The 25,207-nt window shown below is 63.7% G+C and carries 18 protein-coding genes; 10 read left to right on the top strand and 8 right to left on the bottom strand.

Features of this window, described 5'->3' with window-relative positions:
• Window positions 1-799: 799 nt before the first annotated feature.
• The 5 genes from ABWP84_RS12940 to tssH all read right to left on the bottom strand — a co-directional run bounded on the left by ABWP84_RS12940 (window position 800) and on the right by tssH (window position 10,773).
• Entirely contained in the window at window positions 800-1,543 is a 744-nt protein-coding gene (locus ABWP84_RS12940) for a hypothetical protein (RefSeq protein ID WP_353212453.1), read from the bottom strand.
• Window positions 1,544-2,942: 1,399 nt separating this feature from the next.
• The gene (locus ABWP84_RS12935) at window positions 2,943-5,171 is read right to left on the bottom strand and encodes a fused MFS/spermidine synthase (RefSeq protein ID WP_353212452.1); all 2,229 of its coding nucleotides are present in this window, start codon (window positions 5,169-5,171) and stop codon (window positions 2,943-2,945) included.
• Window positions 5,172-5,436: 265 nt separating this feature from the next.
• Window positions 5,437-6,978, bottom strand: a complete 1,542-nt coding sequence (locus ABWP84_RS12930; RefSeq protein ID WP_353212451.1) for a von Willebrand factor type A domain-containing protein — start codon at window positions 6,976-6,978, stop codon at window positions 5,437-5,439.
• 527 nt (window positions 6,979-7,505) lie between these two features.
• Window positions 7,506-7,985, bottom strand: coding sequence for a type VI secretion system tube protein Hcp (locus tag ABWP84_RS12925; RefSeq protein WP_353212450.1), 480 nt, complete (start codon window positions 7,983-7,985; stop codon window positions 7,506-7,508).
• A gap of 151 nt (window positions 7,986-8,136) precedes the next feature.
• The gene (tssH, locus tag ABWP84_RS12920; RefSeq protein WP_353212449.1) at window positions 8,137-10,773 is read right to left on the bottom strand and encodes a type VI secretion system ATPase TssH; all 2,637 of its coding nucleotides are present in this window, start codon (window positions 10,771-10,773) and stop codon (window positions 8,137-8,139) included.
• 215 nt (window positions 10,774-10,988) lie between these two features.
• Here tssH and tssA point away from each other — a divergent pair, with 215 nt between their 5' ends.
• The 10 genes from tssA (at window position 10,989) to ABWP84_RS12870 (ending at window position 23,022) form a co-directional block, all read left to right on the top strand.
• Entirely contained in the window at window positions 10,989-12,107 is a 1,119-nt protein-coding gene (tssA, locus tag ABWP84_RS12915; RefSeq protein ID WP_353212448.1) for a type VI secretion system protein TssA, read from the top strand.
• A 133-nt stretch (window positions 12,108-12,240) separates the two neighbouring features.
• Window positions 12,241-12,747 (top strand): type VI secretion system contractile sheath small subunit, encoded by a 507-nt coding sequence (gene tssB / locus ABWP84_RS12910; protein ID WP_353212447.1) that lies wholly within the window; start codon window positions 12,241-12,243, stop codon window positions 12,745-12,747.
• 3 nt (window positions 12,748-12,750) lie between these two features.
• On the top strand, window positions 12,751-14,247 hold the full coding sequence (gene tssC / locus ABWP84_RS12905) for a type VI secretion system contractile sheath large subunit (RefSeq protein ID WP_353212446.1): 1,497 nt from the start codon (window positions 12,751-12,753) through the stop codon (window positions 14,245-14,247).
• A 10-nt stretch (window positions 14,248-14,257) separates the two neighbouring features.
• Entirely contained in the window at window positions 14,258-15,778 is a 1,521-nt protein-coding gene (gene tssC / locus ABWP84_RS12900; RefSeq protein WP_353212445.1) for a type VI secretion system contractile sheath large subunit, read from the top strand.
• 15 nt (window positions 15,779-15,793) lie between these two features.
• Complete coding sequence (locus tag ABWP84_RS12895; protein WP_353212444.1) at window positions 15,794-16,597, top strand: type VI secretion system accessory protein TagJ; 804 nt, start codon at window positions 15,794-15,796, stop codon at window positions 16,595-16,597.
• Complete coding sequence (tssE, locus tag ABWP84_RS12890) at window positions 16,597-17,109, top strand: type VI secretion system baseplate subunit TssE (protein ID WP_353212443.1); 513 nt, start codon at window positions 16,597-16,599, stop codon at window positions 17,107-17,109. The genes ABWP84_RS12895 and tssE overlap by 1 nt, the downstream gene beginning before the upstream one ends.
• Before the next feature lie 76 nt (window positions 17,110-17,185).
• Window positions 17,186-19,012 (top strand): type VI secretion system baseplate subunit TssF, encoded by a 1,827-nt coding sequence (tssF, locus tag ABWP84_RS12885; RefSeq protein ID WP_353212442.1) that lies wholly within the window; start codon window positions 17,186-17,188, stop codon window positions 19,010-19,012.
• Between the two features lie 104 nt (window positions 19,013-19,116).
• Window positions 19,117-20,034: a type VI secretion system baseplate subunit TssG gene (gene tssG, locus ABWP84_RS12880; protein ID WP_353212441.1), complete on the top strand. Its 918-nt coding sequence runs from the start codon at window positions 19,117-19,119 to the stop codon at window positions 20,032-20,034.
• 16 nt (window positions 20,035-20,050) lie between these two features.
• Entirely contained in the window at window positions 20,051-21,526 is a 1,476-nt protein-coding gene (locus tag ABWP84_RS12875) for a class I SAM-dependent methyltransferase (protein ID WP_353212440.1), read from the top strand.
• 26 nt (window positions 21,527-21,552) lie between these two features.
• The gene (locus ABWP84_RS12870; RefSeq protein WP_353212439.1) at window positions 21,553-23,022 is read left to right on the top strand and encodes a class I SAM-dependent methyltransferase; all 1,470 of its coding nucleotides are present in this window, start codon (window positions 21,553-21,555) and stop codon (window positions 23,020-23,022) included.
• Here the strand turns inward: ABWP84_RS12870 and ABWP84_RS12865 are convergent.
• The 3 genes from ABWP84_RS12865 to ABWP84_RS12855 all read right to left on the bottom strand — a co-directional run.
• Entirely contained in the window at window positions 22,990-23,556 is a 567-nt protein-coding gene (locus tag ABWP84_RS12865) for an alpha/beta fold hydrolase (protein ID WP_353212438.1), read from the bottom strand. The two genes, ABWP84_RS12870 and ABWP84_RS12865, sit on opposite strands and share 33 nt — an antisense overlap.
• 72 nt (window positions 23,557-23,628) lie before the next feature.
• A complete protein-coding gene (locus ABWP84_RS12860) occupies window positions 23,629-24,645 on the bottom strand; it encodes a tripartite tricarboxylate transporter substrate binding protein (protein ID WP_353212437.1) in 1,017 nt (338 codons plus the stop codon).
• 124 nt (window positions 24,646-24,769) lie between these two features.
• Window positions 24,770-25,207: hypothetical protein (locus tag ABWP84_RS12855; RefSeq protein WP_353212436.1), on the bottom strand; the 438-nt coding region annotated here is incomplete at its 5' end.

Below are 25,207 nucleotides of genomic sequence, written 5' to 3'. Positions count from 1 at the left end.
GAAACCTGCAACGATTTTGATCTGTCAGAAAATGAAAGGTCGAACTGCTTGAGCACCTGCGCCGGGCACTCGCGGCCGGTCTACCAGCCCAGTTTCCACAGCAGTTTTTGCATGAAGGTTTGGCGAGGAACCGTCTCGCTCAGCGCCTTTAGCAATTCGGAAACGTCTTGCTTGTGCAGAGGCGTCTTAGGACGAGGCCCTCGGCCATAAGGCGCCGTACAAAATTCGACGTCGCTGCCACGACGCGGTACCCAGTCCAACCCTCCCCACCGGAAGTTGAGTTCGTGCATCTGTCGCGCCTTGGCCAAGGGGTCTGCCGGGTTGCCAAGGGGGGGCTTAGGCGGATCTAACCTTACATACCCGCGGGGCTTGGAGCGCCAGCCACTGCCGTTGGTGAACATATTCGGCTGGCGGGGGCGGCTGGGTTGGCCGTCAACCAATGGTCGGTCTGCCACCCTGCGGACCGCCACTGCGTTCACCGGCACGAATGGTCCGCTGACAGGGATGATGTCCGCTATGTGATCATTGTCGGGCGTGGTGGATGCACAGCCATTCAACATAATAATGACGCCGATAATAATTACTCGGGACATGGTATGCTTTCTCAAACACAGAATATCCCCGCCCCTCGACTGCATAGTCAGAACGAAAACGTATTACTCAAATTAATTATAAATTGCCAATATCCCTTTAAATTTACGATATAAAATCACCGCACCATAACCAAAGAGACGGGCAAATATAACCGTCATACCTCCCGCCTCAATATTACGATAACACAATCATACTAAATTAGAATTCAATCAACTGCCTTCCCCCAATATGTCGATAGAGGAGCATTTTTACTTATACCACTAACTGAATTGTTTTCTATCGCCTCAATAATTCTTGTCATTGAGTGCCCATCAACCACACCAAGGCCACTTTGAAAAACACTCCCACCGATCGGAAGCATCCAACTTTTACCTATAAACTTGCCAGGCAGAGAACTGACGGCATCCCTGCTGCCCCTAAAAACGCAGCCCTTATCAAATTCCCACGACTTAACTGCCGGATCCTTGGCTCCTGTTGGTCTCATCGTAAGCCAGCCGGTCAAGCTGTTGCGCATCGGCGGCGGGTTGAATGCAATAAATGGAGTACCTGTATAGTACCCAATTAGTTGCGCCAGGCCACCACCTAAAGAATGACCAGTAATATAATAATTACATTTTGGTCCCTGCATCGCCTTTGCCCAAAGCGTGAACGATTTAAAGGCGTCAGTTGCCTTTACGGGAGTCACGTTAACGCCGATTCTTGCGTTGTTTGCTGTCCAATCACTTCCTCGGTCAGATCCACGGATGACAAAAAGAACATCATCACCCTTTCGGTAGACCCAATACGCGTCAGCCTTACCTTCGCCATCATCAACCGATCGTTTACGCATCACTCGAGTCCACTCCCGTACCCGAGAACCGTCGTTGGCGTCTATGCCCTGAAATCCTCCAGTAGGATCAGAAGAATAAATCTTGTTGCAGGCCACAGCGGCATCATAAACTGTAAGCATTTCTTGGTATTCCTTCTCAATTTTTATTTAGTCGCGAAAGAAATGGATAGATTTTTTTCTCAAGCGTGTCGCTTCAGGTAACTGCACCCCTTCCGGTTGATACGCACCTCGCGCCGGTGCCACGATATGAGGCTTTGGGTTAAGTCTGGGTGTTCTCAGGCACAGGTTAAAATCTCAGAAGAGATCTGGGTGTATATTAGAAATCACGATTGATCCCCTTCCCCCTGCCACCGCCTCGACATCGTCCTCGGATAGTTCATCGCTGGCGTTGGCTGCGCCGGAGGTTTTAGCCTTGGCATCACTGGCCTTTGCCAAGTCCTGCTGAACTTCTGCGGCAGGGGCAGCTTTTCGTCTTCGAGCATGGTCTACCCTTCAGGATCTAGAGGATAAACGGTACTTTTTAAGAAACTGAGACTGGCAGGATTTTTTATGCTTGAGAACCAGGAAATTGGAGCCCCCCGGCAAGAAACCGATTTTTCATTTCGGCGGGGAAGGAAAGGGCCACGCCTATCAGCAGCCCCATGGCCCAAGCGAGGGCCGGTGTGGTGGTTGTGACGGACGTGCCGGCGTGGTGCAGGCACGGCAATGATGGGGGCTGCCACTGCGCCGCCCTGTGGCCGCTTTGAGAGGCTAGCTTGGCGCGCGGGTGGGTGCGTCCACCAGGGAACATCGCCAAGCCCCCTCCGGCCGGTATCGAAGCTACACAGCGGGCGGTATGAGACCTTCACCATATTGCGCCAGCGCGCACCCAACTCTAGCCTTAAACCGCTCTCCAGCCGCCCCAACCAAGAATCAACCTGTGGACTAATTTGTGGACTGGGTAGATGTACGGCCCATAACTATATGATTTATATGCTATGTACAGCGGACCGATAAGCAGCTTGATCAACAGCGCGGCTCGGACACGGTCTCGGTGCCCCTTACTGCCCGGCATCACACCAAAGTTGCTGTCGATATTTAGCACTCGGACGTAGTCATTCGCCGTCGATTCATCGAGAGCGGCCATCGCCGCGCGGATCCGATTGACCAGTTGACCGGCGTTTGCAGCGCGTAAACCCTCGTTTACGTCATTCCAATGCTTACTGCTCGTGAACGCGCCGCTATTCGCCATGACCAACCCTTCCAAACGCAGCAGCCACCACCCAATCCCGGCCCAAAATTGCAGCCAAGCCGCGCTGAGTGGCCACTAAGGTCGAAGGGGTAAGGCTTTAAAATAACTTGAGAAGTAAACACGATCCGCTGTCGTATGGCAAGCGTGCGAGCGCGCGAGTTCGGCCACATGCAGCCTATGGCTGACATGATCGGGCACATGCGGCGCATCACGCATGTGGCAGAGCGGCGGAAGGAGCATAATCGCAGGCTGTTCCACCGACCGCAGCCCCCGAGAGAGGCCGTTGGATCAACGCCGCGGCGCGCTGGTGCCAAGATGAATCTGGTTCAGGAAGAATTCATCGCGCGGGAAGAGGTCGCTCAGCGGCGCCTCCACGCGCGCCGTCGCGGGGGTCCAGAGCGTGATCTCGCCATCGACCAGCTTGGTCAGGTCCGACTCAAGCGGATTACCGCGCCGCACGAATCCGATGATCCCGGGCTGACGCAACGCTGCGAGCAATGCCGCCTGATCGAGCGGAATTGGGCTGTCGCTGCCGACCAGCACATTCACCGGCCGCAGCAGCGCCACATGGGGGAAGGCGGCGGCGAAAGTATCCACCACGCGCCAGCTCGGCGCCCATTGCACATACAGGCCCCCAGGTGCGAGGCGCGCGCGCAACTGCTCCAGGAACTCGGCGCTGTAGAGCATCCCCGAATGGGAGGATTGCGGGCGAATCGCATCAGCCTCGATCACGTCATACAGGCCTTCGCCGCGCGTCAATGCGCGCCTGCCGTCGCCATATTCCAGGCTGACGCGACGGTCCGCGACGAGAGCGGCCACACCCGATTCGGGCCGTTCCCGCGCTATATCCCCCAAAACGTCCAGCACGGGCCGTATCAACTCAATGGCGCGGATCTCACGCGTGGCGGGGTTGACCGTGGCACCATAGGGCGTGCCGCCGGAGCCGACACCAATGGTCAGCACCCGCTGAGGGTTACGGTGAATGAGCGGCCCCAGCATGCCAAGTAAGATATGCGTATCGAGGAACGGCACGAAGCCCTGGCCGTGCCCCATGATGAAGAAGCGCCCTGGCGCGCGCCCCTCGCCCTCGCCGCGCTCACGCCAGAAGGCGACGCCTGAGCGGTCTTCGCCCCAGGCATATGCGGAACCGGCCGGCAGGCCATGCATGCGCGACCAGAAGCGCTCATTGCTCGGCACGGAAATTGCGATCGCCGCTGTGATCCCGGCTAGCGCCAATGTGGCCGGCCGCGAAGCCCGTGCCGGCATAACCCAAAAGCCCAGCAGCACCAGTGAGAGAACGGCGAGCAATACTAGCGTGCCCATGATGCCGAAGAGGTGAAAACTCAGCAGCCCCGTCACGATGGAGCCGGCGGCATTGCCCAAAATATTGGCCAGTTGCACCCAACCGACCCGCGCGCCGACGCTGGCGAGGTCCTGTTGCACGGCGCGCTGCACGAAGGGAAAGGTCATGCCGATGATGAAGGCCGGTGGGGCGACAACTGCCACGATGATCAGCGTCGAGATGGTCATATGGAACGGCCCGAAGCGGTCAAAATCCACCGCCATCACATCGCTGAATGCCGGCACTCCCATGATCCACCACAGCAGGCCGAGCAGCGCCACCCCCAATACGAAGCCACTCCCCTGCGTCAGGAAAAAGGCCGGGCGCGGATCGGCCATGCGGCGCACCATGCGCGCGGCGAGCGACATGCCAAGCCCATCAGCCAGCAGAAAGACGCCCAGCACAGTCGGGAAGAGATAGGCGTGGTACTGGCCCACCTGGCCCAGCATGCGGACCCAGATGATCTCCAGAGCGACGATCACATAGCCTGAGAGAAACACCAGCAGGCACCAAAGGGCCATGCCGCCGAAAGGCTCTGCCGCCGGAGCGGCGCCGGGGCTGGGGGCTGCTGGTGGTTCACGTGAAAGCCCAGGCAACAAACTCAGCGCCAGGCCCGCGGCCAGAAGGTCCAGCCCTGCCGCGACGATGAGTGCCGTGACAAAACCCAAGCTGCCGATGATGAACCAGCCACCGATCAGCGCGCCCAAGCCCGCGCCCAGGGTGTTCAGACTGTAAAGCGTGCCAATGCGGCTGGCGAGGCTTGCCAGATCGGTTGCAACCGCCCGGGCCAGCAAAGGGAGGGAGGCGCCCATCAGGGTTGTCGGAACCACAAGGCCAGCAAAGCAGAGTGCGAAGATCGCGGCAGGTTGCTCCACAACATCCGCAAGGCCAATCGCGATGACATCATAGAGAAAGAACTTCGAGAACAGCGCGCAAACCGCCACCCCCGCCTCGCATAGCGCAAAGCCAAGCAGGGCCCTATGCGCCGAAAGCCGGTCCGCCAGGCGCGCGCCGATGATGGAGCCCAGGCCAAGCCCCGCCAGGAATGCTCCCACGACCAAGGCGGCCGAGACCGTGTCGGAGCCAGCGAAGACGCCCAGCATACGTTGCCAGATGATCTGGCAGGGCAAGGCGGCAAAGCCCGAGCAGAAGAAAGCCACGATCAATCGCGTCATGGATGCAGGGCTCCTTGGCTGCCTCGGTCGAGGTCGTCAGACTTGCCTGACGGTAATGTTGAGGACAGAAATTGCCCGGATCGGCCAAGGCGGCAAGCCCCGATGGAACTGCATGCCCCGCGATGAAGCAAGGCCGCCTCTCGACAGGCGCGCCATAGCCGCAGAGATGCCAGCATTCCAACACCCGCCTGAGCCCCATGGGGCGGGCCCTCAAAGCATCGCTTTCTGTTTCAACCCTTGCGACGCTGCAGGGCTGGCAAACCCTTTACGGCCTGGCCGGCGCGGGCGCGCCTCTGGGCCTGAGAAGCTGCAACTCGCCTGCGGCATGCACGACGGTGAGGAAATCCGCCCGCTTGCCATCCGGGTCATCGCCTATCCCCTGCGCGGCAGCCTCCTCAATCGCCGCGTAGGGCCAGTCAATGCTCGCTGCCTGGCCCAGCATGAGGGCAAAACCGGCAACACTGACGCCAAAGCGCGTCTCCGGCGAGGCGGCGGTCAGGTTTGCCCGCCAATCGCGCTCGACGACCACGCGTTGGATCAGGCGGCTGGAGCCACCATCGGGCGGTGTATGGCGGATGCGCAGGGTCGCGTAATCGGCGCTCGCCATCATGGCGCGGGTGGAATAGCTCCTGAAGCCGCTCACAGGCGCTGCCAATTCAAAGATTGCAGTGATGGCTCGCCCGGCTGGTATCTCACCCGCGCCCAGACGATCAGCCGCAAAATCCGCCTGGCTCAGACGGCGGCTGGTAAAGCCGATGAGGCGATATTCCTGCACACGGTCAATATTGAACTCCACCTCCAGGCGAAGAGCCTGCACCACAATCGCCCGCCCGCGCTCAATGTCGTCATTGACCAATTGCTGAAAGCCGGCGGCATCGGCGGCGAAGCCATGCAGCCCACCGCCGGCATGGGCCAGGGCACGCATCGTGGTATCGGCCGGCGCATCAAGGCCCACGGTGATGGTGCTCAGCCTGATGCCGCGCTCGCGCTGCCTCTTCACCAGCGCCTCCAACGCCTGGGTATTGGCAGCCCCAAGGTTGAAATCACCATCGGTGACCAAAATCACCCGGTTCAGAGCGGCGGTATCGAGCGCCCGGCCGGCGGCGGCATAGGCGGCATCGATGCCACTCCCCGCGGGTTCCGCCACGCCGGGGCGAAGTTCAGCCAATGCGGCCTCGATGAAGACGCGCCGGTCACCACGCATCTGGTCAAGCAGGGTTCTGGTGCCAGGGGAATAGGTAATAATGGATAGACGGTCGCGCTGGTTCATGCGTGGGATGAGTGCGCGGATGCCCTCGATCACAATCGGCAGCCGCTCGGCAGCAAACATGGAGGCGGAGGCGTCGAGCACGAAGGTGAGGTTGAGGGGTGGGCGCACGCCGCGCGGTGCGTCCAGCGCGCGGATGCCAACATGCAGCAGCCGCCGCGTGGCGTCCCATGGTGCGGGCACCATGGCGACAAAAGGCTCCAATGGCTGTGCGCGGCGGGCGCGTGGATAATCAAACGCGAAGGCGTTGAGGAATTCCTCGGGCCTTACCGCCGCCGCCGCCGGCCATCGCCCCATGCGCAGCATTTGCCGGGCCATGCCATAAGAGGCGGTATCCGCACCGATGGGGATGGTGGTGGCCGGCGTTTCATTGACGGTTGTGAAGCCCGCAATAGGCAAGCGGGGCTGGCGGGGTAGCAGGTCACTCAGCTCCTCGGCCGGTTCATTGGTGAACATATCCGGCTGGCGCGGGCGGCTGGGTTGGCGGTCGATCAATGGGGGTTCGGCTAGTCGCTGAGCGGCCACGGCATTCACGGGCACGAATGGTCCTGTGGCAGGGATGATCGGGGCTATGTGATCATTATCGGGCGTGGTGGACCGGCAGGCGCAAAGTAACAAAGCAAGGCCGATGGCGAGAAACGCTTGGCGCATAATTCGGTTACCCTCAGCCTCCATAAACGCCTTTGCGGCGACGCGTAACAGAAAAATAAGCAGCCTGCCCTTCTACAAATTGCATCAGCATATTTTTAGGTGATGGAGCCGCTGAATTGTGCCGATTCATTAGCCTAGCGACTGAGAATAACGCACGTCACTCTCGGCGGAAAGAATGGCCCAGCACAGCATCTGCGATAAGGATTGGGCTCAGTGCCGTCGCTATCCGCCCAACTGAAAGAGCGGCCCAGGACGTTCTAGCGTTCCGCAGCGCAAAGAACCCGTATTGAATAATTGTGGTGCCTTCGTTGCGCGGCTGCTTCGCAAAGCGCGTCAATCTTTACCAGACGCATGCAAGAGGTAGCTATCGAGAAAGCAGCCCCGGCGGACAATCTGCCCGCCGGGATATAAGTCGCTCAGCTCAGCTTCGACAGCGCAATGTCGAACACCACGTGACCCGTGGTCTTGGATGCAAACTGATCATCAATGTTCATGTATTCGCTATCGACCTTAGTGAAATTCAAGCTGATGCTTTCCGAAGGACGATCACCGCCGCTGGAAAGGCTGTAACCAGAGATCAGCGTATTGGTCAGCACATATTTCTGGAAAGAAACATGCACACCACTATTATCAGTCTGAGTTATCTCAATCTTGACCTCGACGGCCTTGCCACCAAAAGCCTCCTTGAGGATCAAGGGCGAGGCGATGTCCATCACCTTGGTAATGGTGATCTCGCTGACGCTCGGCGACGTTGCTTCACGCAGCGAACCACCGCCCACGCCCGAGCCGATGCCACGACCAACGCCCCACTGGAAGGAGTTGATCTCGATCCACTCCTTGTGAGTCTGCTGGGTGACTTCACCCTTCAGCGTGCCGTACTTCATAAAAAGAGCCATGATTCGCAATCCTTAAGCCGCGGTCCAATCCAATCCCGGCGCCGCGGCAGGCATCCTGGACGGTGATGGGATGGCGGAACAGTTCCGCCGTCCATTTGTATCCAACCCGCCGCAGCCGGCCTTGCGCCGCCTGCGGAGGGCAGAAAACCTGTCAATCCAGCGCGTAGGTGAAACCGCCATCATCGGCCAATCCGACGGTCACGCGGGTGATCTCGCCACCCTCGGCCAGACGGCCAAGGATATGCGCTGACAATTCCGGCAATAGGGTACGATTGAGAATATTCTCGATATTGCGTGCGCCGCTCTCCACCTCGCGGCAGCGTTCAACGATGGCATCAGTCACCGCCGGATCAACCACGAAGGCCACATCATAGGCCTCACGCACGCGCTTGCCTATGCTCTTCATCTTGAGACCACAGATCATTTTCAGAACATGGTCGGCGAGCGGATAGTAGATCACCACATTGCAACGGCCCAGGAAGGCCGGCTTGAACACCTTCAGCAAATCCGGCCGCAGCGCCTCGGTCAAAGCCTCAGGCTCGGGCATCGTCTCCGGGTCAGCGCAGAGCTTGGCAATGGTATCGGTGCCAGCATTGCTCGTCATGATAATGACGGTGTTCTTGAAGTCGATATCGCGGCCTTCACCATCCTTCATGTTCCCCTTGTCGAAGACCTGGTAGAACACGTCCTGCACACCCGGATGGGCCTTTTCCATTTCGTCGAGCAGAATGACGGAATAGGGCCGGCGGCGCACCGCCTCGGTCAGCACACCACCCTCGCCATAGCCCACATAGCCCGGCGGCGCGCCCATCAGGGTGGCCACCTTATGCTCTTCCTTGAACTCGCTCATATTGATGGTGGTGAGATTTTGCTCACCGCCATAGAGCAGATCCGCCACCGCCAGTGCCGTCTCGGTCTTACCAGTGCCCGAGGTGCCGGCCATGAAGAAGACGCCGATGGGCTTGCGCGGATCAGCCAGCCCCGCACGGTTGGTGCGAATGGCCTGAGCAATGGCGGCCAGCGCGTGGTTCTGGCCCACGACGCGCTCTTGCAGACGCTCCTGCAGGCTCATCACCGCCTGCAATTCGTCGCCGGCCATGCGGCCCAGAGGGATGCCGGTCCAGGTTTCCACCACCTCGGCCACGGCATTGCCATCCACCACCGGATGGACCAGCGGGTTCTCGCCTTGCAGGGCCGCGAGGTCAGCACTGGCCTGGGTCAATTGCGCAAGGGCGGTGACGGTGTCAGCGCCCTCCTCGGGTTCCTCCAACGTCTCACGCAGGGTGCGGATCTGTTCGACCAGCGCCTTTTCCTTCTCCCAGCGTTCATTGAGCGCGGCGAGGCGGGCCTCCACCTCGACAGCCTCGGCATTGAGCGCTGCGTTGCGCTTTTCATGGTCACCACCGGTGGCGACCTCACGGCCAATCGCCTTCAATTCAGTGGCGATCAGGCTGAGCCGGCGGGTGCAATCCTCAATCGGCGCCGGGATAGAGGCCTGGCTCATCGAGACTCGCGCACAGGCGGTATCGAGCAGCGAGACGCCCTTATCGGGCAATTGCCGGGCGGGGATGTAGCGGGCGGAAAGCCGCACCGTCTCGGTCACCGCCTCATCGAGAATGCGCACCTTGTGATGCTTCTCCAGCGTCGCAACCAGGCCGCGCAGCATGGCATTGGCCAGCGGCAGCGAGGGCTCTTCCACCTTCACCACCTGAAAGCGGCGGGTAAGGGCAGCATCCTTCTCGAAATACTTCTTGTATTCCGCCCAGGTGGTGGCGGCCACGCAGCGCATCTCGCCACGCGCAAGCGCCGGCTTCAGAAGGTTTGCAGCATCATTCTGCCCGGCAGCGCCGCCAGCGCCGATCAGGGTATGGGCTTCGTCGATAAACATGATGACCGGCTGCGGGCTGGATTTGGCCCCGTCAATCACGCCCTTGAGGCGGTTTTCGAACTCACCCTTCACGCTGGCGCCGGCCTGCAGCATGCCCAGATCGAGCGACATCAGGCGGACATTCTTCAGCGCATCGGGCACATCGCCCTCGGCAATGCGAAGGGCGAGGCCCTCCACCACAGCCGTCTTGCCCACGCCGGCCTCGCCGGTGAGGATCGGGTTATTCTGCCGGCGGCGGGTCAGAATATCGACCATCTGCCGGATTTCACTGTCGCGGCCGAGAATGGGGTCGATCTTGCCCGCCTTGGCGCTGGCGGTGAGATCGGTGCAGAACTGCTCCAGCGGGCCACCGGCCTTTGGAGCCGCGCCATCGGCGCCAGCCGTGCCGCCGCCGGGCGGCACGGCAATGGCAGCCTGGGCTTCCTCATCGGAGCCGCGGGTCAGCGTTTCGAGGTTTTTGCGCAGCGCATCGGAGGGAATGGCGAAGAGGCTGGGCGAGCTGTCGCGCATCGAACGCGCCAGCGCCTCGTCGCTCAAAAGGGCCGCCATGAGGTGGCCCGTGCGCATCTTGCCCTGATTCGCCTCCAGGCTCGCAATCAACCAGGCCTCGCGCAGCCAGGTGACGATGTCGGGCGACAAGGCGGGGGCACGGGCATTGCCAGTGCGCATCTTGTCCAGCGCACGCGTCAACTCGGCCAGGACCCGCCCCGCATCCACGCCGGATTGCTTGAGGATCAGCGAAACATCGGAGCCCGGCGTCTCGATCAGCTTGACCAGGACATGCTCGATCTCGACATTATAGTGGCTGCGCGAGAGGGTGAGGCCGGCTGCGGCCTCCAACTGCCGCTTGCCAAGATCGGTCAATCTCGATATTAATGCCTTCAAATCGATTGCGCTCATAACTACAAACTCCCTGTCGCAGCGTCGCAGGCAGCGTAATTACCCACAACCATTCGCACCGCGCGCAGAATAAGGCGGGAGCTTTCCCGCTGTCCACCACTCAACTTGCTATAAAACCGTTAAATTATCGCGTAGCGGGATATCAAACCGACGGATTGCTGGTTTAGGATGCTCCCAAAGCTGACATGACGCATCCAGGCAAGGGGACAGCGCCAATGAGTAATGATATCCTCAACTTATCCGCGATGCTCACCCCGCTCGATGTTGGTGACGGCGCAGGCAGTGATCTGCGGCAAGATTACTCGCCAAGCTCCATCTACCAAAAGCTCCGCGATGCCCGCGCCGAGGCCCGCGCCGAGGAGCGCGCGCGCGACAGCCAGGGTGCGGATGAGGGCGGCTTGGCCGAGGCCTGGCGTCAGGTGCGCAGCCTGGCCACCACGGCCATTGAGAGCCATTCGAAGGATTTCGAGATTGCGGCATGGCTGACTGAGGCGCTGGTCCGCCAGGCGGGGCTGGCCGGCCTTGCCGCCGGGGCACGTTTATTGACCGGGCTTTTGGAGAATTTCTGGGATCAGGGCTTCCCACAGCCGGATGAGGATGGGCTGGATGGCCGATCGGCACCGCTTGGCGGGCTCTCGGGCAGCGATAATGACGGCACGGTGATGCAAACCCTGCGTCGCACGCCCCTGTTCCGCCGTCCTTCTGGTGAGTATCTCAGCCTCTATCAGTATGAGGCTTCCTCCGAGACCTCGGGGCTCGCCGATGAGGCCCGGCGGGAGCAGCGTTTCTCCCAGGGCGTGCTGCCGCTGGAGACGGTGGAGAACGAGGCCAAGTTCGACCCGTCAGGCCTAAAAAATATGGCCGCTGCCGCTATTGATGCGCGCGAGGCCTGGGGCCTGTTCCAAACCCAACTCGATCAACGCTTTGGCTATGACAGCCCCCCCTCTCGACGCGTGGCCGAAGTGCTGGACCGGATGATCGAGGTGGCACGGCTGCTCGGTGTCAATCCGGCCAGCGGCGAAGATTTAGCGCTGGAACTGACAGACGGTCAGGCCATCCCCGGCATCACCGGTGATGCGCAGGGTGCGGCCGGGGCGGGGGTGCCTGGGTTCAATCCGGCAGGGCGCGAGCAGGCGCTGCGGACCTTGGAACAACTGGCTGAGTTTTTCAAAAAGACCGAGCCTCAATCGTTTTTGGCCTATACACTGGAAGAGGCGGTTCGTCGCGGCCGGATGACCCTTCCACAATTGCTCGAAGAGGTCATGGGCGATGAGATGGCGCGCGGCGCCATGCTCACAGCGCTCGGTATCCGCCCCGTTTCCCTGCAGGAATAGACATAGAATATTAACGGTTTAGGGCGTTGACGGGCGAAATTTTTAAGGTCTAAATTCGCGCTACAAAGTTTCTTGTTCCTGCGGTAACCGGAAACTCCGCAATTTAACGCGCCTTGTGCGCAAGGGGGCCTCAATGGCAAGCGTTCACGACAAACTCAATCGGGTGCGCAAGCCCCGTGTCCACATCACCTATGACGTGGAAACCGGTGGCGCCGCCATCGAGCGCGAACTGCCTTTCATCGTGGGTGTCATGGGTGATTTCGCCGGTGACCCGTCCGAACCGCTCAAGCCCCTCGCCGAGCGCAAATTCACCCAGATCGATCGCGACAACTTCAACGATGTCATGGCCCGCGTCGCCCCCGGCCTGAACATGAAGGTCGAGAACACCCTGGCCGGCGACGGCAGCGAAATGGCTTTGAACCTCAAGTTCCGCAGCATGGATGATTTCGAGCCGGCGCGCGTGGCGGAGCAGGTCCCCGCACTCAAGGCGCTGATGGACACCCGCGCCAAGCTGCGCGACCTGATGAGCAAAGTGGATAATTCCGAGAAGCTCGAAGAATTGCTCGATGAAGTCCTGCAGGATGAGGCAAAGCTCAAATCCCTCTCCGAGCAGCTCGGCCTCGACAAGAAGGAGGATTGAGCCATGAGTGATTCACAATCCGCTGCCGGCGGCGCGGCCGCAACCACCACCGAAGAGGGCGGCGCCTCCTTTCTCGACCAGGTCATTGGCGCCACCCGCCAGACCGAGAAGGATCGCGCGCAGGACCTGATCAAGGCGCTGACGGAAGAGGCCCTCAAGGGCACCGTCACCTACAGCAAAAACCTGACCCAGACCTTCAACCGCGCCATTGCCGAGATCGACAAGAAGCTGTCCAACCAGCTCAATGCGATCATCCACGATGAGAAATTCCTCAAGCTCGAGGGCTCCTGGCGTGGCCTGAACCACCTGGTGATGAACAGCGAAACGGGCAGCAGCCTGAAGATTCGCCTGCTTCAGGCCTCCAAGCGTGAGCTGAACCGCGACCTGACCAAGGCTGTCGAGTTCGACCAGTCCGGCCTGTTCAAAAAAATCTATGAGAACGAGTTCGGCACCCCCGGCGGCGAGCCCTATGGCGCGCTGATCGGCGATTACGAGTGGACCAACCACCCTGACGATGTCGAGACGCTGCGGCTGATGTCCAACGTCGCGGCAGCCGGCTTCGCGCCCTTTATCTCGGCCGCCGGCCCGGGCATGTTTGGCTTCTCCGACTACCGCGAATTGTCCAAGCCGCGCGATCTGACCAAGATCTTCGAGACCCAGGAATACGCCAAGTGGCGCTCCTTCCGCGACAGCGAAGACAGCCGCTTTGTCACCCTCGTTCTGCCGCGCGTCATTGCCCGCCTTCCCTATGGTGCCAATACCAAGCCGATCGACGAGTTCGAATATGAGGAGGCCCCCTTCAACGCCGATGGCTCCGCCAAGGCGATGGAGCATAATGAGTATTGCTGGATGAACGCGGCCTATGTGCACGCGGCACGCCTGACGGATGCCTTCGCCCAATATGGCTGGTGCACCGCCATCCGCGGCGCTGAGGGCGGCGGAATGGTGACCAACCTGCCCACCCATGTCTTCACCTCCGATGATGGCGACATGGACGCGAAATGCCCGACCGAGATCGGCATCACCGACCGCCGCGAGGCCGAACTTTCCAATAACGGCTTCCTGCCGCTCTGCCACTACAAGAACACCGACTACTCGGTCTTCTTTGGCGCGCAGACCACCCAAAAGCCCAAGAAGTATGATCGCCCGGATGCAACGGCCAATGCCGCCATCTCCGCCCGGCTGCCCTACATCATGGCCACCAGCCGCTTTGCCCATTTCCTCAAGGTCATGGCGCGCGACAAAATCGGCTCCTTCATGGAGGCGACCGACACTGAGCAATGGCTCAACCGGTGGATTCAGAATTACGTGAACCCCATCGAGGGTGCCGGTCAGGAAAGCCGCGCCAAGTACCCGCTGCGCGAGGCCCGCGTTGAGGTGAAGGAGATCCCGGGGCGTCCGGGTTCCTACAATGCGGTGGCCTATATGCGCCCGTGGCTGCAGATGGAGGAACTGACCACCTCGATGCGTATGGTTGCGCGCATTCCTGAGAAGGCCTGACAGCGCCAATATGCAAAGGCCGGACCCAACGGCCGGCCTGCGCGACACGGCCCTGGCTGGGAGATTTCTCAGCCAGGACGCGCCGGCCGCCGAGATGGCGGAATTCATCGTCGAACCCGAACCTGCGGAGATACTGCGCCGCTGGTTTGGCCGCGAGACCCTCACCTTCATAGCCACAACCACCCATCGCCGCGAGGTGCTAGAAGAGGCTATGGACCGCGACATCGCCGCCATCGATACCCTCATCGCCCGCCAACTCGATGCGATCTTGCACCACCATCGCCTGCGCCGGCTGGAGGGTTCGTGGCGGGGATTGTTATGGCTGGTCGATGGCTTCGTGCAGGACCGTCTCGTCAAGGTGCGGCTGCTGGTGATGCGTTGGCAGGAATTGTCGCGCGACCTGGAACGGGCGGCCGAATTCGACCAATCTCATATGTTTCGCATGATCTATGAGGAGGAGTTCGGCACCGCAGGTGGCGAGCCCTTTGGCATGATCGTCGGCGATTACGAAATTCGCCCCGGCCCCGCCCCTGGGCACCCCGTTGATGATGTGGCGGTGCTCAACCAATTGGCCGCGGTGGGTGCGGCAGCCTTCTGCCCCATCGTCTTGCCCGCCTCGCCGGCCTTGCTGGGCATCAACAGTTTTCACGAGGCCAATACCACACTGTCGCTGACCGCCTTGCTGCGCACACCCGAACGCGCACGGTGGCGCAGCCTAACCGGGCGTGAAGACACCCGCTTCCTGGCGCTGGTGCTGCCCCGCACCCTCGGCCGGGCGGCCTGGCAGGATGATGGCAGCCGGGCGGACCGCTTCCGCTACCGCGAGGATGCGGGCCAGCCCGAGCAGCGGGTCTGGACCACGGCGGTCTATTCCCTGGCCTCCGTCGCCGCCCGCGCTTTCGCGCTCTATCGCTGGCCGGCGCAGATCCGTGGTGCCGAAACGGGTTGGGATGCGACCGGTGGCGTGGTCGATACCTTGCCGCATGAGCGTTTCCGGGCCGATCCGCCAGGCCCACCGCCGCGCCCGCCGCTTGAACTCAGCCTGACCGACGACCAGGAGCGCGAGGCCTCCGAGGCCGGCATCGTGGCCTTATGCGGGCTCGAAGCGCTCCCCGAGGCGAGCTTTGGCGCCGTGCCCAGCATGCACAAGCCACCGCGAATGACCGCCGATCTCGCCAATGCCAATCAACGCATGTCAGCCCATCTCAATTCCGTGCTCTGCGTCAGCCGCTTCGCCCACATCGTGAAGCTGATGGGCCGCGACATGGTGGGCAGCGCGATGGATGCACCGGAAGTGGAGTTGCGCCTGCAACAATGGCTCAATCGCCATATCACCGGCCTCGCCGGCAGCGGCGGCGAGGCCGCTGCGAAATACCCCCTCAGCGATGCGAGGGTGGAAGTTCGTGAGCGCCCGGGCCGGCCGGGGAGTTTTGGCTGCACCATCATGCTGCAGCCGCATTATCAACTCGACGAGGTGGGCGCTTCCTTCCGCCTCGTCACCGACCTCGCCGCCTCACGCACGGCGGCATAACCTAAGGAGAGTTCCATGACCGATGCGGGTGAGGCATTTAAGGCAGGCGATTTGGCGGCGGCTGTGGCAGCCGCCCAGGCGGTGGTAAAGGCCGCGCCGCGCGATTCCGGCGCGCGGTGGATGCTGGCAGAATTCATGCTCTTCGCCGGCGATGCCGAAAGAGCGGACCGTATGCTCGATGCGGTGGTGCTTGATGAGCCCTCCCCGGCCGTGTTGGAGTTCCGCAAGCTGCTGCGCGCCGAGGTGATCCGTCAGCAGGTCTGGGGCGAGGGGCGCGCGCCGAAATTCTCCGCCGATGACGCAACCCCGGCACAATCCGCCGCCATCCGCGCCGCCGTGCTGGCCCGCGCTGGCGCCGCCGCAGAGGCCGCAGCCGAGGCCCAGGCCGCCGAGGCAGCCCGCCCGATGCGCGGCGGCCAGGCCGACCTCGCCGATGGCACCACCATCGACTTCGATGATTTCCGCGATGCCGATGACCTGATGGCACCGATGATCGAGGTGCTGACCACCAATGGTGAGCACATCCTGGTGCCGGTGGAGCGCATCGTCGCCTTGGATTTCGACGCCCCGCGCCGCCCGCGCGACCTCGCCTGGAGGCGCACCACCATCGAGTTGAATGATGGCACCGAGGGCGTGGTCTATATCCCCACCATCTATCCCGGCGCCGCCGCCCTGCCCGACCCCATCCGCCTGGGGCGTGCCACCGAATGGCAGGATGATGGCGCCCCGGTGCGCGGGCAGGGCCAGCGGCTCTTCCTGATCGGTGAGGAGGCGGTGGCGCTTTGCGACCTCGCCGCGATCCGCTTCACCCCCTCCTGATGAGCGATCAGCGTCTTCAGTCGGGATCGGCGCGCAGCAGCCAGCGGGTGCGCCTGCCGCTGCTCGACCGGCTGCTCGATGCCGACCCCTCTTCGCCGCGTGACCTGGTGGCCACGCCGGCTATTGCGCTCGAGACGCTGCGCGCCGCGGTGCGCCGTGACCTGGAGGCCTTGCTCAACGCCCGCCGCCGCCGCTGGCCGCTGCCCGAGAGAGAAACCGAACTGACGGTCTCACCGGCAGGCTATGGTATTCCCGATGCCACCTCGGGTGCCTATGCCCAGGCCCATCGCCGCGCCGAACTGGCAATGGATGTGGAGCGCGTCATCCGCCGCTTCGAGCCGCGGCTGCTCTCGGTACGCGTCACCCTCATGGAGGCGGGAGAGCAATTGGACCGCACTCTGCGCCTCAAGATCGAAGCCGTGCTGCGCACCGACCCGATCCCTGAACCGATCAGCTTTGAGACCGTGATCGAGGCGGTAAGCCACGAAGTGCGGGTGACGGAGCGCGGATGATGACCCCCCGCCCCCGCATCCTTGCCGCCTGCCTGAACACCGCAACGGCCAATCTGCCCTCAGGCCTGATGCTGCGATGAGCGAATCCCTCCTCCCCTATTACAACCGCGAACTCGCCGCCCTGCGCCGCATGGCCGGCGAATTCGCCGAGGCCTATCCCAAGGTCGCAAGCCGGCTTCGCATCACCACCGATGGCACGGTGGATGACCCCCATGTCGAACGCCTGCTGGAGGGCGTGGCCTTTCTGGGCGGGCGCGTCCAGCAGCGGCTGGAGGATGAACTCCCCGAGATCACCGACGCATTGCTGGAACTGCTCAGCCCGCATCTGCTGGCGCCGGTGCCATCGATGACGACCGTGCGCCTCGCCCCCAAGCCGGAATCGCGCGGCCCGGCCTTGGCACCGCGCGGGACAATGCTGGAGACGGAAGCGGTGCGTGGCGAGCCCCTGCGCTACGCCACCTGCCATGATGTCACGCTGTGGCCGGTGGAGATCGAGGCCGTGCGCCTCATCGGCCTGCCGCTCGCAGCCCCGGCCAATCCTCACGCCGCGGGCGCCGCCTGCTGCCTGCGCATCTCGCTGCGCACCGCGGTGCCCGATCTCACCTTCGCCGAGACCGGGCTGGACCGGCTGCGGCTGCATATGCGCGGCAGCCCCCTCCTAGCCACCGGTTTGCATGCCCTACTGGCCACCGCCTGCCTGGGCATTGCCCTGGCCGATGGCCCTGGGGATACGGCACCGACATTGATCGGCCCGCAGCACCTGCGTGCGGCAGGCTTCGAGCGCAATGAGGCGGCATTGCCATGGCCGCGGCGCGCCTTTGACGGCAATCGCCTGCTGACGGAGTTTTTCGCTTTCCCGGAAAAATTCCTTTACATAGACATCGATGGGCTCGAGGCGCGCACCCTGCTGCAACGCTCCAATAAGATGGAATTGTTCATCTATCTCGACCAGGCCGCGCCGCAGTTGGAACGCATCGTGGCGGCGGACACGCTGGCGCTGCATTGTACCCCCGCCGTCAACCTCTTCCCCCAGCGTTGCGAGCCCATCACGATGGATGGCACCCGCTCCGACTGGCTGGTGATTGCCGATGCCCGCCGCCCCGCGGCGCTCGAGATCCATTCCATCGAAAGCGTGCGGGAAAGCCGGCCCGATGGCGCGCGCCGTACCGTTTTGCCCTTTCAGCGCCTCGCCCGTGACGGTGCCCCCGATGAGGATGCCGCGCCGATGCAATGGCTCGCCCTGCGCGGGCCCGCCGCATCGCCCCTGACCGGCACTCAAACCCGGCTCATGCTGCGCGATGCCGCTTTTGACCCTGATGCGCCCGCCGATGGCGTGCTGACCATCAACGCCATCTGCTGCAACCGTGACCTGCCAGAGCAACTTCCTTTCGGTGGCGGCCAGCCCCGGCTGCGGGTGGCGGACCCGGAAAGCCCCGCGGCGCAGGCAGAATGCCTCTCGGCCCCCACAGCCACACTGCGCCCGCGCCTGGGCGAACGCGGTGCCTGGCGGTTGGTCTCACATCTGGCGCTTAACCATCTGGGCGTCATGGGCGGGGAGAATGCTGCGGTGGCGCTGCGCGAGATGCTGCGGCTGCATGATCTGCGCGACACGCCGGAAAGTCGCGCCACCATTGCCGGCCTCGTCTCGGTGCAATCCGCCCCCGGCATCGCCCGCATCCCGGGCCAGCGCCCGGGGGTCTTCGTACGGGGCCTGGATATCAACCTCACCTTCGACCCGCAGGCATGGCGGCCCGGCCTCTATCTGATAGGCGCGGTGCTGGAGCGCTTCCTGGCGCTGCAGGTCTCGGTCAATGGCTTCGTGCGGACGCGGGCGCTGGTGCGCGGCATTGCAACACCAGTGGCCGCCTGGCCGCCACGGAGCGGGACGCGCGTTCTCCTGTGAGTGACGAAGCCCAAGATGTGCCAGCGCGGCCGCTAGCCGATCCCGCAGCACTTCCGCCTGCCCCTCCATCGGTCGCAGCCGGGCGCCCCCCTGCCCCCAGCCCGATGCAGACCCTGCTCGCCCATCCTGAGCGCTTTGACCTCGACCAGGCGGCCTTCGTCATCGCCCGCGGCCGTGATCCCGTCACCCTGCCCTATGCGACCACCACCCGGCTCGGCCTGCCACTGGCCGAGGTCACCGCCGCCGACCCGGCCTCGGGCAGCCTCACTTCGCCACTCTTCGGCCTGATCGGCCCGGGCGGCACCTTGCCGCGGCACTATACAGCCACGGCCGGTGGCGAGCTGCGCCGGCGCAACCGCGCCCTGCAAGCCTTCTTCGACCTGCTGGCCCGCCGCTTCACTGGCATGTGGGTGCGCGCGGGGGCCAAATACCGCCCCGCCAGGACCCCTCTCGCGGCAGAGGGCGCGCTGGATGCGGCCATCGGCATGGCCACACCGGGGCTGGCCGAGCGCATAGCCGTGCCAGCACCCAGCCTGCGCTACCATGCAGGCCATCTCGCCGCGCGCACCCGCAGCGCCGAGCGGCTGCGCGCCATGCTGGCGGAGGAGGCCGGCTCTGAGGTCGAGATTGTGGAATTTGCCGGTGGCTGGCTGCGCCTGCCGCCATCCGAACAGTCACGCATCGGCCTGGCGCATAGCCAATTGGGCGTGGATGCCGCGCTGGGCGCGCAGGTCTGGGACAGCCAGGCGCGCTTTATCATTCGCCTCGGCCCGGTTGATGCTGTGACATTTGAGCGGCTGCTGCCCGGCCAGCCACTCTTCGAGCGGCTCTGCGGCCTCACCCGGCTCTTCGTCGGGCCCGAGCAGGATTTCGTGCTCAACCCCCGCCTTGCGGCCGATGCGGTGCCGGCTGCCAAACTGGGCGAAGGCGGCGCCAAGCTTGGATTGACGGCCTGGATGGGAACATCCACCCCACGCCGACGGCCCGCCGCCGATGCCCTGCTACGGCCGACGCCCCCATAATCTCAGGATTTCAGCAATGACCAGTTGGAGCCACGGCTACCCAGCCGATAGCCCTTATACCTTCTCCTTTCAGGCAGCACCTGCGCCGGGAAATTTGGCCCTGGTCTGCGCCCTGATGGGGGTGGAGTGGCGCCCAGCGCCGCGCATGTGCATGATCGATATCGGCTGCGGCCGGGGCTATACGGCCAATACCCTGGCGGCCGCCAATCCGGATTGGACGGTCCTGGGCCTCGACTATAACCCCGCCCATATCGCCGAGGCGGCCGAATTGGCCGAGCGCGCGCAATTGGAAAACGCCATCTTCATCGAAGCCGATCTGGCCGAGATGAGCGATGCCGAGATCGACCAATTGCCCGAATTGGACGTGGCCAGCCTGCATGGCGTATGGACCTGGGTGTCGGATAGCGTGCGGGCGGGCATCGTGCGGCTGCTCTCGCGCCGGCTCAAGCCTGGGGGCATCGTCTATATCGGCTACAATGCCCAGCCCGGCTTTGGCCGCGACATGGGGCTGCAGCGGCTGTTTCGGCACTTGGCAGGCGGCCATGCGGGCCCCTCACCCAGCCGCGCCCAGGCCTGCCTCGGCACCATCCGCGAACTCTACAAGACCAACCCGCGCAACCTGACCACCACGCCGCTGCTGACCCGTATCGTCGATGAGACCGACCCACTGAATGCCGCCTACCTCGTGCATGAATTCCTCACCGATCATTGGCGCCCGGTCTTCTTCGAGGATCTGCTGGCCGATCTGGCGCCGGCCAAGCTCGACTTCGTCGGCAGCATCGGCCTGCATGAGAACACCCCGGCCTATCTCTTCAGCGACGAGCAGCGCGCGATCTACGACACCATGCCCGAGGGTGTGATGCGGGAGTTCTTCAAGGATATATGCCTCACCCGCCCCTTCCGGCGTGACGTCTTTGTCCGCGGCCTGCGCCGCTGCGATGCGGCGGCGGCGATGGACCGACAGATCATCGCCGCCTGCCGCACAGCCCCCGAGGCCTCGCCCAAATTCGAGGTGCCGGTGGGCAGTGCCGAATTGCCCGAAGAATTGTGGCGACCCATTGCCGCAGCCCTGAATAAGGGGCCGCAAAGCCTGGGCCGGCTTCGCAGCCTCACGCCCGGGCGCAACCCCACCGCCGCCGAGTTGGTCACCGTGCTGGCCGGCACCGGCCTGGCACTGCCGGTGCTGCGCGATAGCGGCCCCACCGAGGCGACCACCCGCTTCAACCGCATCGTGGCCGAAACCTATGCCAATGAGGGCCGGCAGGGCGGGCAATATGCGCTGGCCTCGCCGGTTGCCGCCGGCGGCCTGCCCTGCAGCTGGCTGGAGATGGCGGTGGCCGTGCGGGTGGGCCAGGGCCAGAGCGATGCAACAGCCCTGATCACCGAGCTGCTGCCCGGCATTGCTGCCACGGAGCTGGACGCCATCGCCCAGAAAACCGCAGCGCTCATCGCGGCCAATACTGCGATCTGGCGCCGTTTTGGGGTGATCTGACGATGGCCGATTGGGGGCATGGCGCCGTGACCGCCAGCAGCTATGCCATTGCCTGGCAGCCCGAGGCCACGCCCTCCCACATCGCCATGGCCTGCGCCATGGCCGGCATAGGCTGGCAGCCCCGCCCGGCAATGACGGTGGCGGATCTGGGCTGCGGGCGAGGCTATAATGCCAATCTGCTGGCTGCGGCCAATCCGGGCTGGACGGTGCTGGGGCTCGACCATGAACCCTCCGGCATTGCCGAGGCCCGGCAATTGGCGGCCCAGGCCGGCCTGGACAATACCCGCTTCATCGAGGCTGATCTGGGTGGCATGGGCCTGGCCGAAATCGACAGCCTGCCACCGCTTGATGTCGTCATTATCCATGGCGTCTGGTCCTGGGTATCGGATGCGGTGCGGGCGGGCATCGTGCAGTTGCTCGCGCGCCGCCTCAAACCCGGCGGGGTGGCCTATCTGGGCTACAACGCCCTGCCCGCCTCGGGCCCCGATATGGCCTTGCAGCGCTTGCTGCGGCAATTGGCCGGCCCCTTTGGTACGGGCGCAGGCGAGGCGGCGGCGGCAGCTGCGCGTGCCATGGTGCGGCTGCGCGCTATGGCACGCGCGCTGAAACTGCCCCGCACCCCCATGCTGGCCCGGCTGCTGGCCGAGCCGGCGGTGCTGGAGCCCGGCTTCGTCGCGCATGAATTCCTCACCGCGCATTGGCGGCCGGTCTTTCAGGCTGATCTGTGCCGGGACCTCGATGCCGCGCGGCTGGATTTTGTCGGCTCGGTCAACCTCTTCGAGGCGCTGCCGGGGATGTTCTGCGATGGCGAACAAATGGCCGTCATGCGCCGCATGGGTGATAGCGCAGGGCAGGAATTCCTGAAGGATCTCTGCCTGCCGCGGGGCTTCCGGGCGGATGTTTTCATCCGCGGCGCGCGGCGGGTGGATGGGGTGGCGGCGCTGCATGGCCTGTGGTTGGCTCAGAGCGGCACGCTGCCGGAGGAGAGCCCGGTATTGAACACCGGCGCCAGCCGCGGCGAGATTGCGCAGCCACTCTGGACCCAGATCGCCACCATGCTGCGGCAAGGCCCGGCACGATTGGGCGATATCCATGCGGTGCTCGGCCCGGCCGCACCAAATCCGACTGAAATACTGGCCATACTGGTGAGCACGGGCTGCGTGCTGCCGCTGTTTCAGGGCGGCGGCCCGCAGGCGGCGGCCACGCGGTTCAATATCGCCGCCGCCGCCACCTATGCACCGCATGGCGAGGATATGGGCGAGGCGGCTGGGCAATATGGCCTGGCGACGCCCCATGGGCTTGGCGGCTTGCCGGCCAGCGCGCTCGATTTGGCGATTGTCGCGGCCTTGCTGGAGGGCGAAGCGGCGGAGCCTGTGGCCTTGGCGCAGCACCTGCAACCGCGGCTGGAGGGGGAGCGGCTGCTGATGGCGCAGGGGCGAATAGCGGCGCGCTTGGCCGAAAAACTACCAACCTGGCGCTATTTTGGTGTGGTGTAGCCGCTTGCGACATTCGGGATATTGGCGGCCGAAAACCGTGTCTTGCCCACGGATATCCCAGCCACTTTCCAACCCATCCTGCCGGTAGCACAGCAATGCCGCGAAGTCCCGATGCGCAAATGGCGCCTCGATAAACCTGTCAGCATAGGCTTTCGGCCGGAGGCCCCATGGCCCGCCAATCGCTGCCACCAGGTTGGAGTGATCCCGCCGCCCGCCCCCGGTTGCGCGAATATTCACCCAGCACTGCACGCATTCCCGCACCGCGCCGAGAAAACCATGGCTGAGCACCCGCTTCACCGGGTCCACCGTCACCAGCAGCGCCACTTTCCGGCCGGCGCGGCCGAGACGAAGGGCCACCCGCGCCGCCATCTCGCCGCCCCAGGAATGCCCCACCAGGATGAGTGTCTCTCCCCCCGGCCGCGCCATCGCCGCCTCGAACAGCTTGCCATCATCGAGATGCGAGAAATATTGGCTGCGCCCCGGCGGCAGCGCGTCATGCACCGCCCGGACTGCGGCATGGGTGGCATCGCCCATGCCACCGATCAGGGCGAGCCAATGAGCTGGGTTGCTGCTCGGCAATGCTGAGGCTCCGGGTGGGCGGGCCAGCTACTCCAGCCGCACGCCGGTGGCCCGCACCACCGGGCGCCATTTCTCCTGCTCGGCCGCCATGAAGCTGCGCACCTCATCGGGATTGCCGCGCGGGTCGAGCACAAAGCCTGCCTGTTCCAACTCGGCCCGGGTCGTGGGGTCGGCCAGTGCTGCGGCGATGGCTTGCGAAAGCCGCTCACGCACCGGCTCTGGAACACCCAGCGGCAGCATCACCGCCATCCAGACCGCGGCCTCAAAACCCGGCAGGTTCAGCGCCTCGGCCACGGTCGGGATTTCCGGCAGCAAGGGGCTGCGGGCGCGGGTGGCAACGGCGAGAATGCGAATCCGCCCGGCGCGATGGTTCTCAATGGCGGTGGCCACCGTGTCCGAAATCGCATCGAGATGCCCGCCCAGCAAATCCGTCATCGCCGGCGCGCTGCCGCGATAAGGCACGTGCAGCATATCGACGCCGCCGGCCTCGCGCTTGAGCAACTCCATCGACAGATGCAGATAGCTGCCACTGCCCGGGCTGCCATATTTCAGCGCCCCCGGCCGGGCGCGCGCCGCGGCGATCAGCCCCGGCAAATCCACCGCCACCTCAGGGCGCACCGCAAAGGCTACGCTGGCCGCCCCCACCAGCGAGGCGGGGGCCAAATCCCGCAGCGGATCAAACACAGGGCGCTCGGCCATCAAGGGATAAAGCCCCAGCGTGCTGGCCGTGGCGAAAAGGATGGTCTGGCCATCCGGCCGCGCCCGCACCGCCTCCAGCGTGCCGATGGCACCCGCCGCCCCGCCACGGTTTTCCACCACCACCGCTTGGCCCAGCACCGCCGCCATGCGCGCGGCCAGGCGGCGGGCGAAGACATCCGTGGCGCCGCCGGGTGGAAAGGGCACCACCATGCGCATAGCTGCCCCCTGGCCCTGGGCCAGGGCGGGCGAGGCCACCGCCACCCCCAGCACAACCCGCCGGCGCATCAGCGTAACCCCGGCAGCAGCGCCGCCTTGATGATGCGGCGGCCTATCGAGCGGGTTCATGGCATTCTCTCCCATGGCCCTTGTGATCCGGGCCTGGGCGAAAGGCTCCCACAACTCGCAGATGCTGGCGAGGTCCTGTCTTTACGCCCGGTGGGAAGGCTCTTTGCGGCCACGAGCCCTTGCCTCAAGGCTCGGCCGCGAGGGCCGCGCTCACCGCAGCGGCGGGGATGACCAGGGTATTGCTGAAACGAGGTTCGCGCAGCATGGCCACGTCGGTGATGGTGATACAAATATCCCTCGGGTCGCGCCGCATGTCGTGCTCCGCGAACACCTGCTGCGGTAGCTCCGTAATGCGGTCAGTACCAACGCGCCGAGGCGTGTAGGCTCTGATCGGTATCCAATAATTGATCCGCCCGTCAGGCCGCCGGGGAGCAGGGCCAAAGGGCAAAGGCCTCTCGTAGGACCGGCCCAGTTCATCATAAATACTATCATCGTCGATTTGGTAACGATCCCCGTTCCACCAGGGCCTGCGCCGCTCCAATGCAGGACAAAGTTCGACCGCCAATTGAAGCACACCCAACCCGTTATTTCGGTCCATAATATCGGTTTCCGAGGACAGCAT

It is taken from the genome of Rhodovarius sp., from assembly GCF_040399605.1.
In the GTDB taxonomy this organism is placed as follows: Bacteria; Pseudomonadota; Alphaproteobacteria; order Acetobacterales; family Acetobacteraceae; genus Rhodovarius; species Rhodovarius crocodyli_A.
The sequence above is the reverse complement of the archived record's forward strand: the minus strand, read 5'-3'. Positions and strand labels throughout refer to the sequence as shown.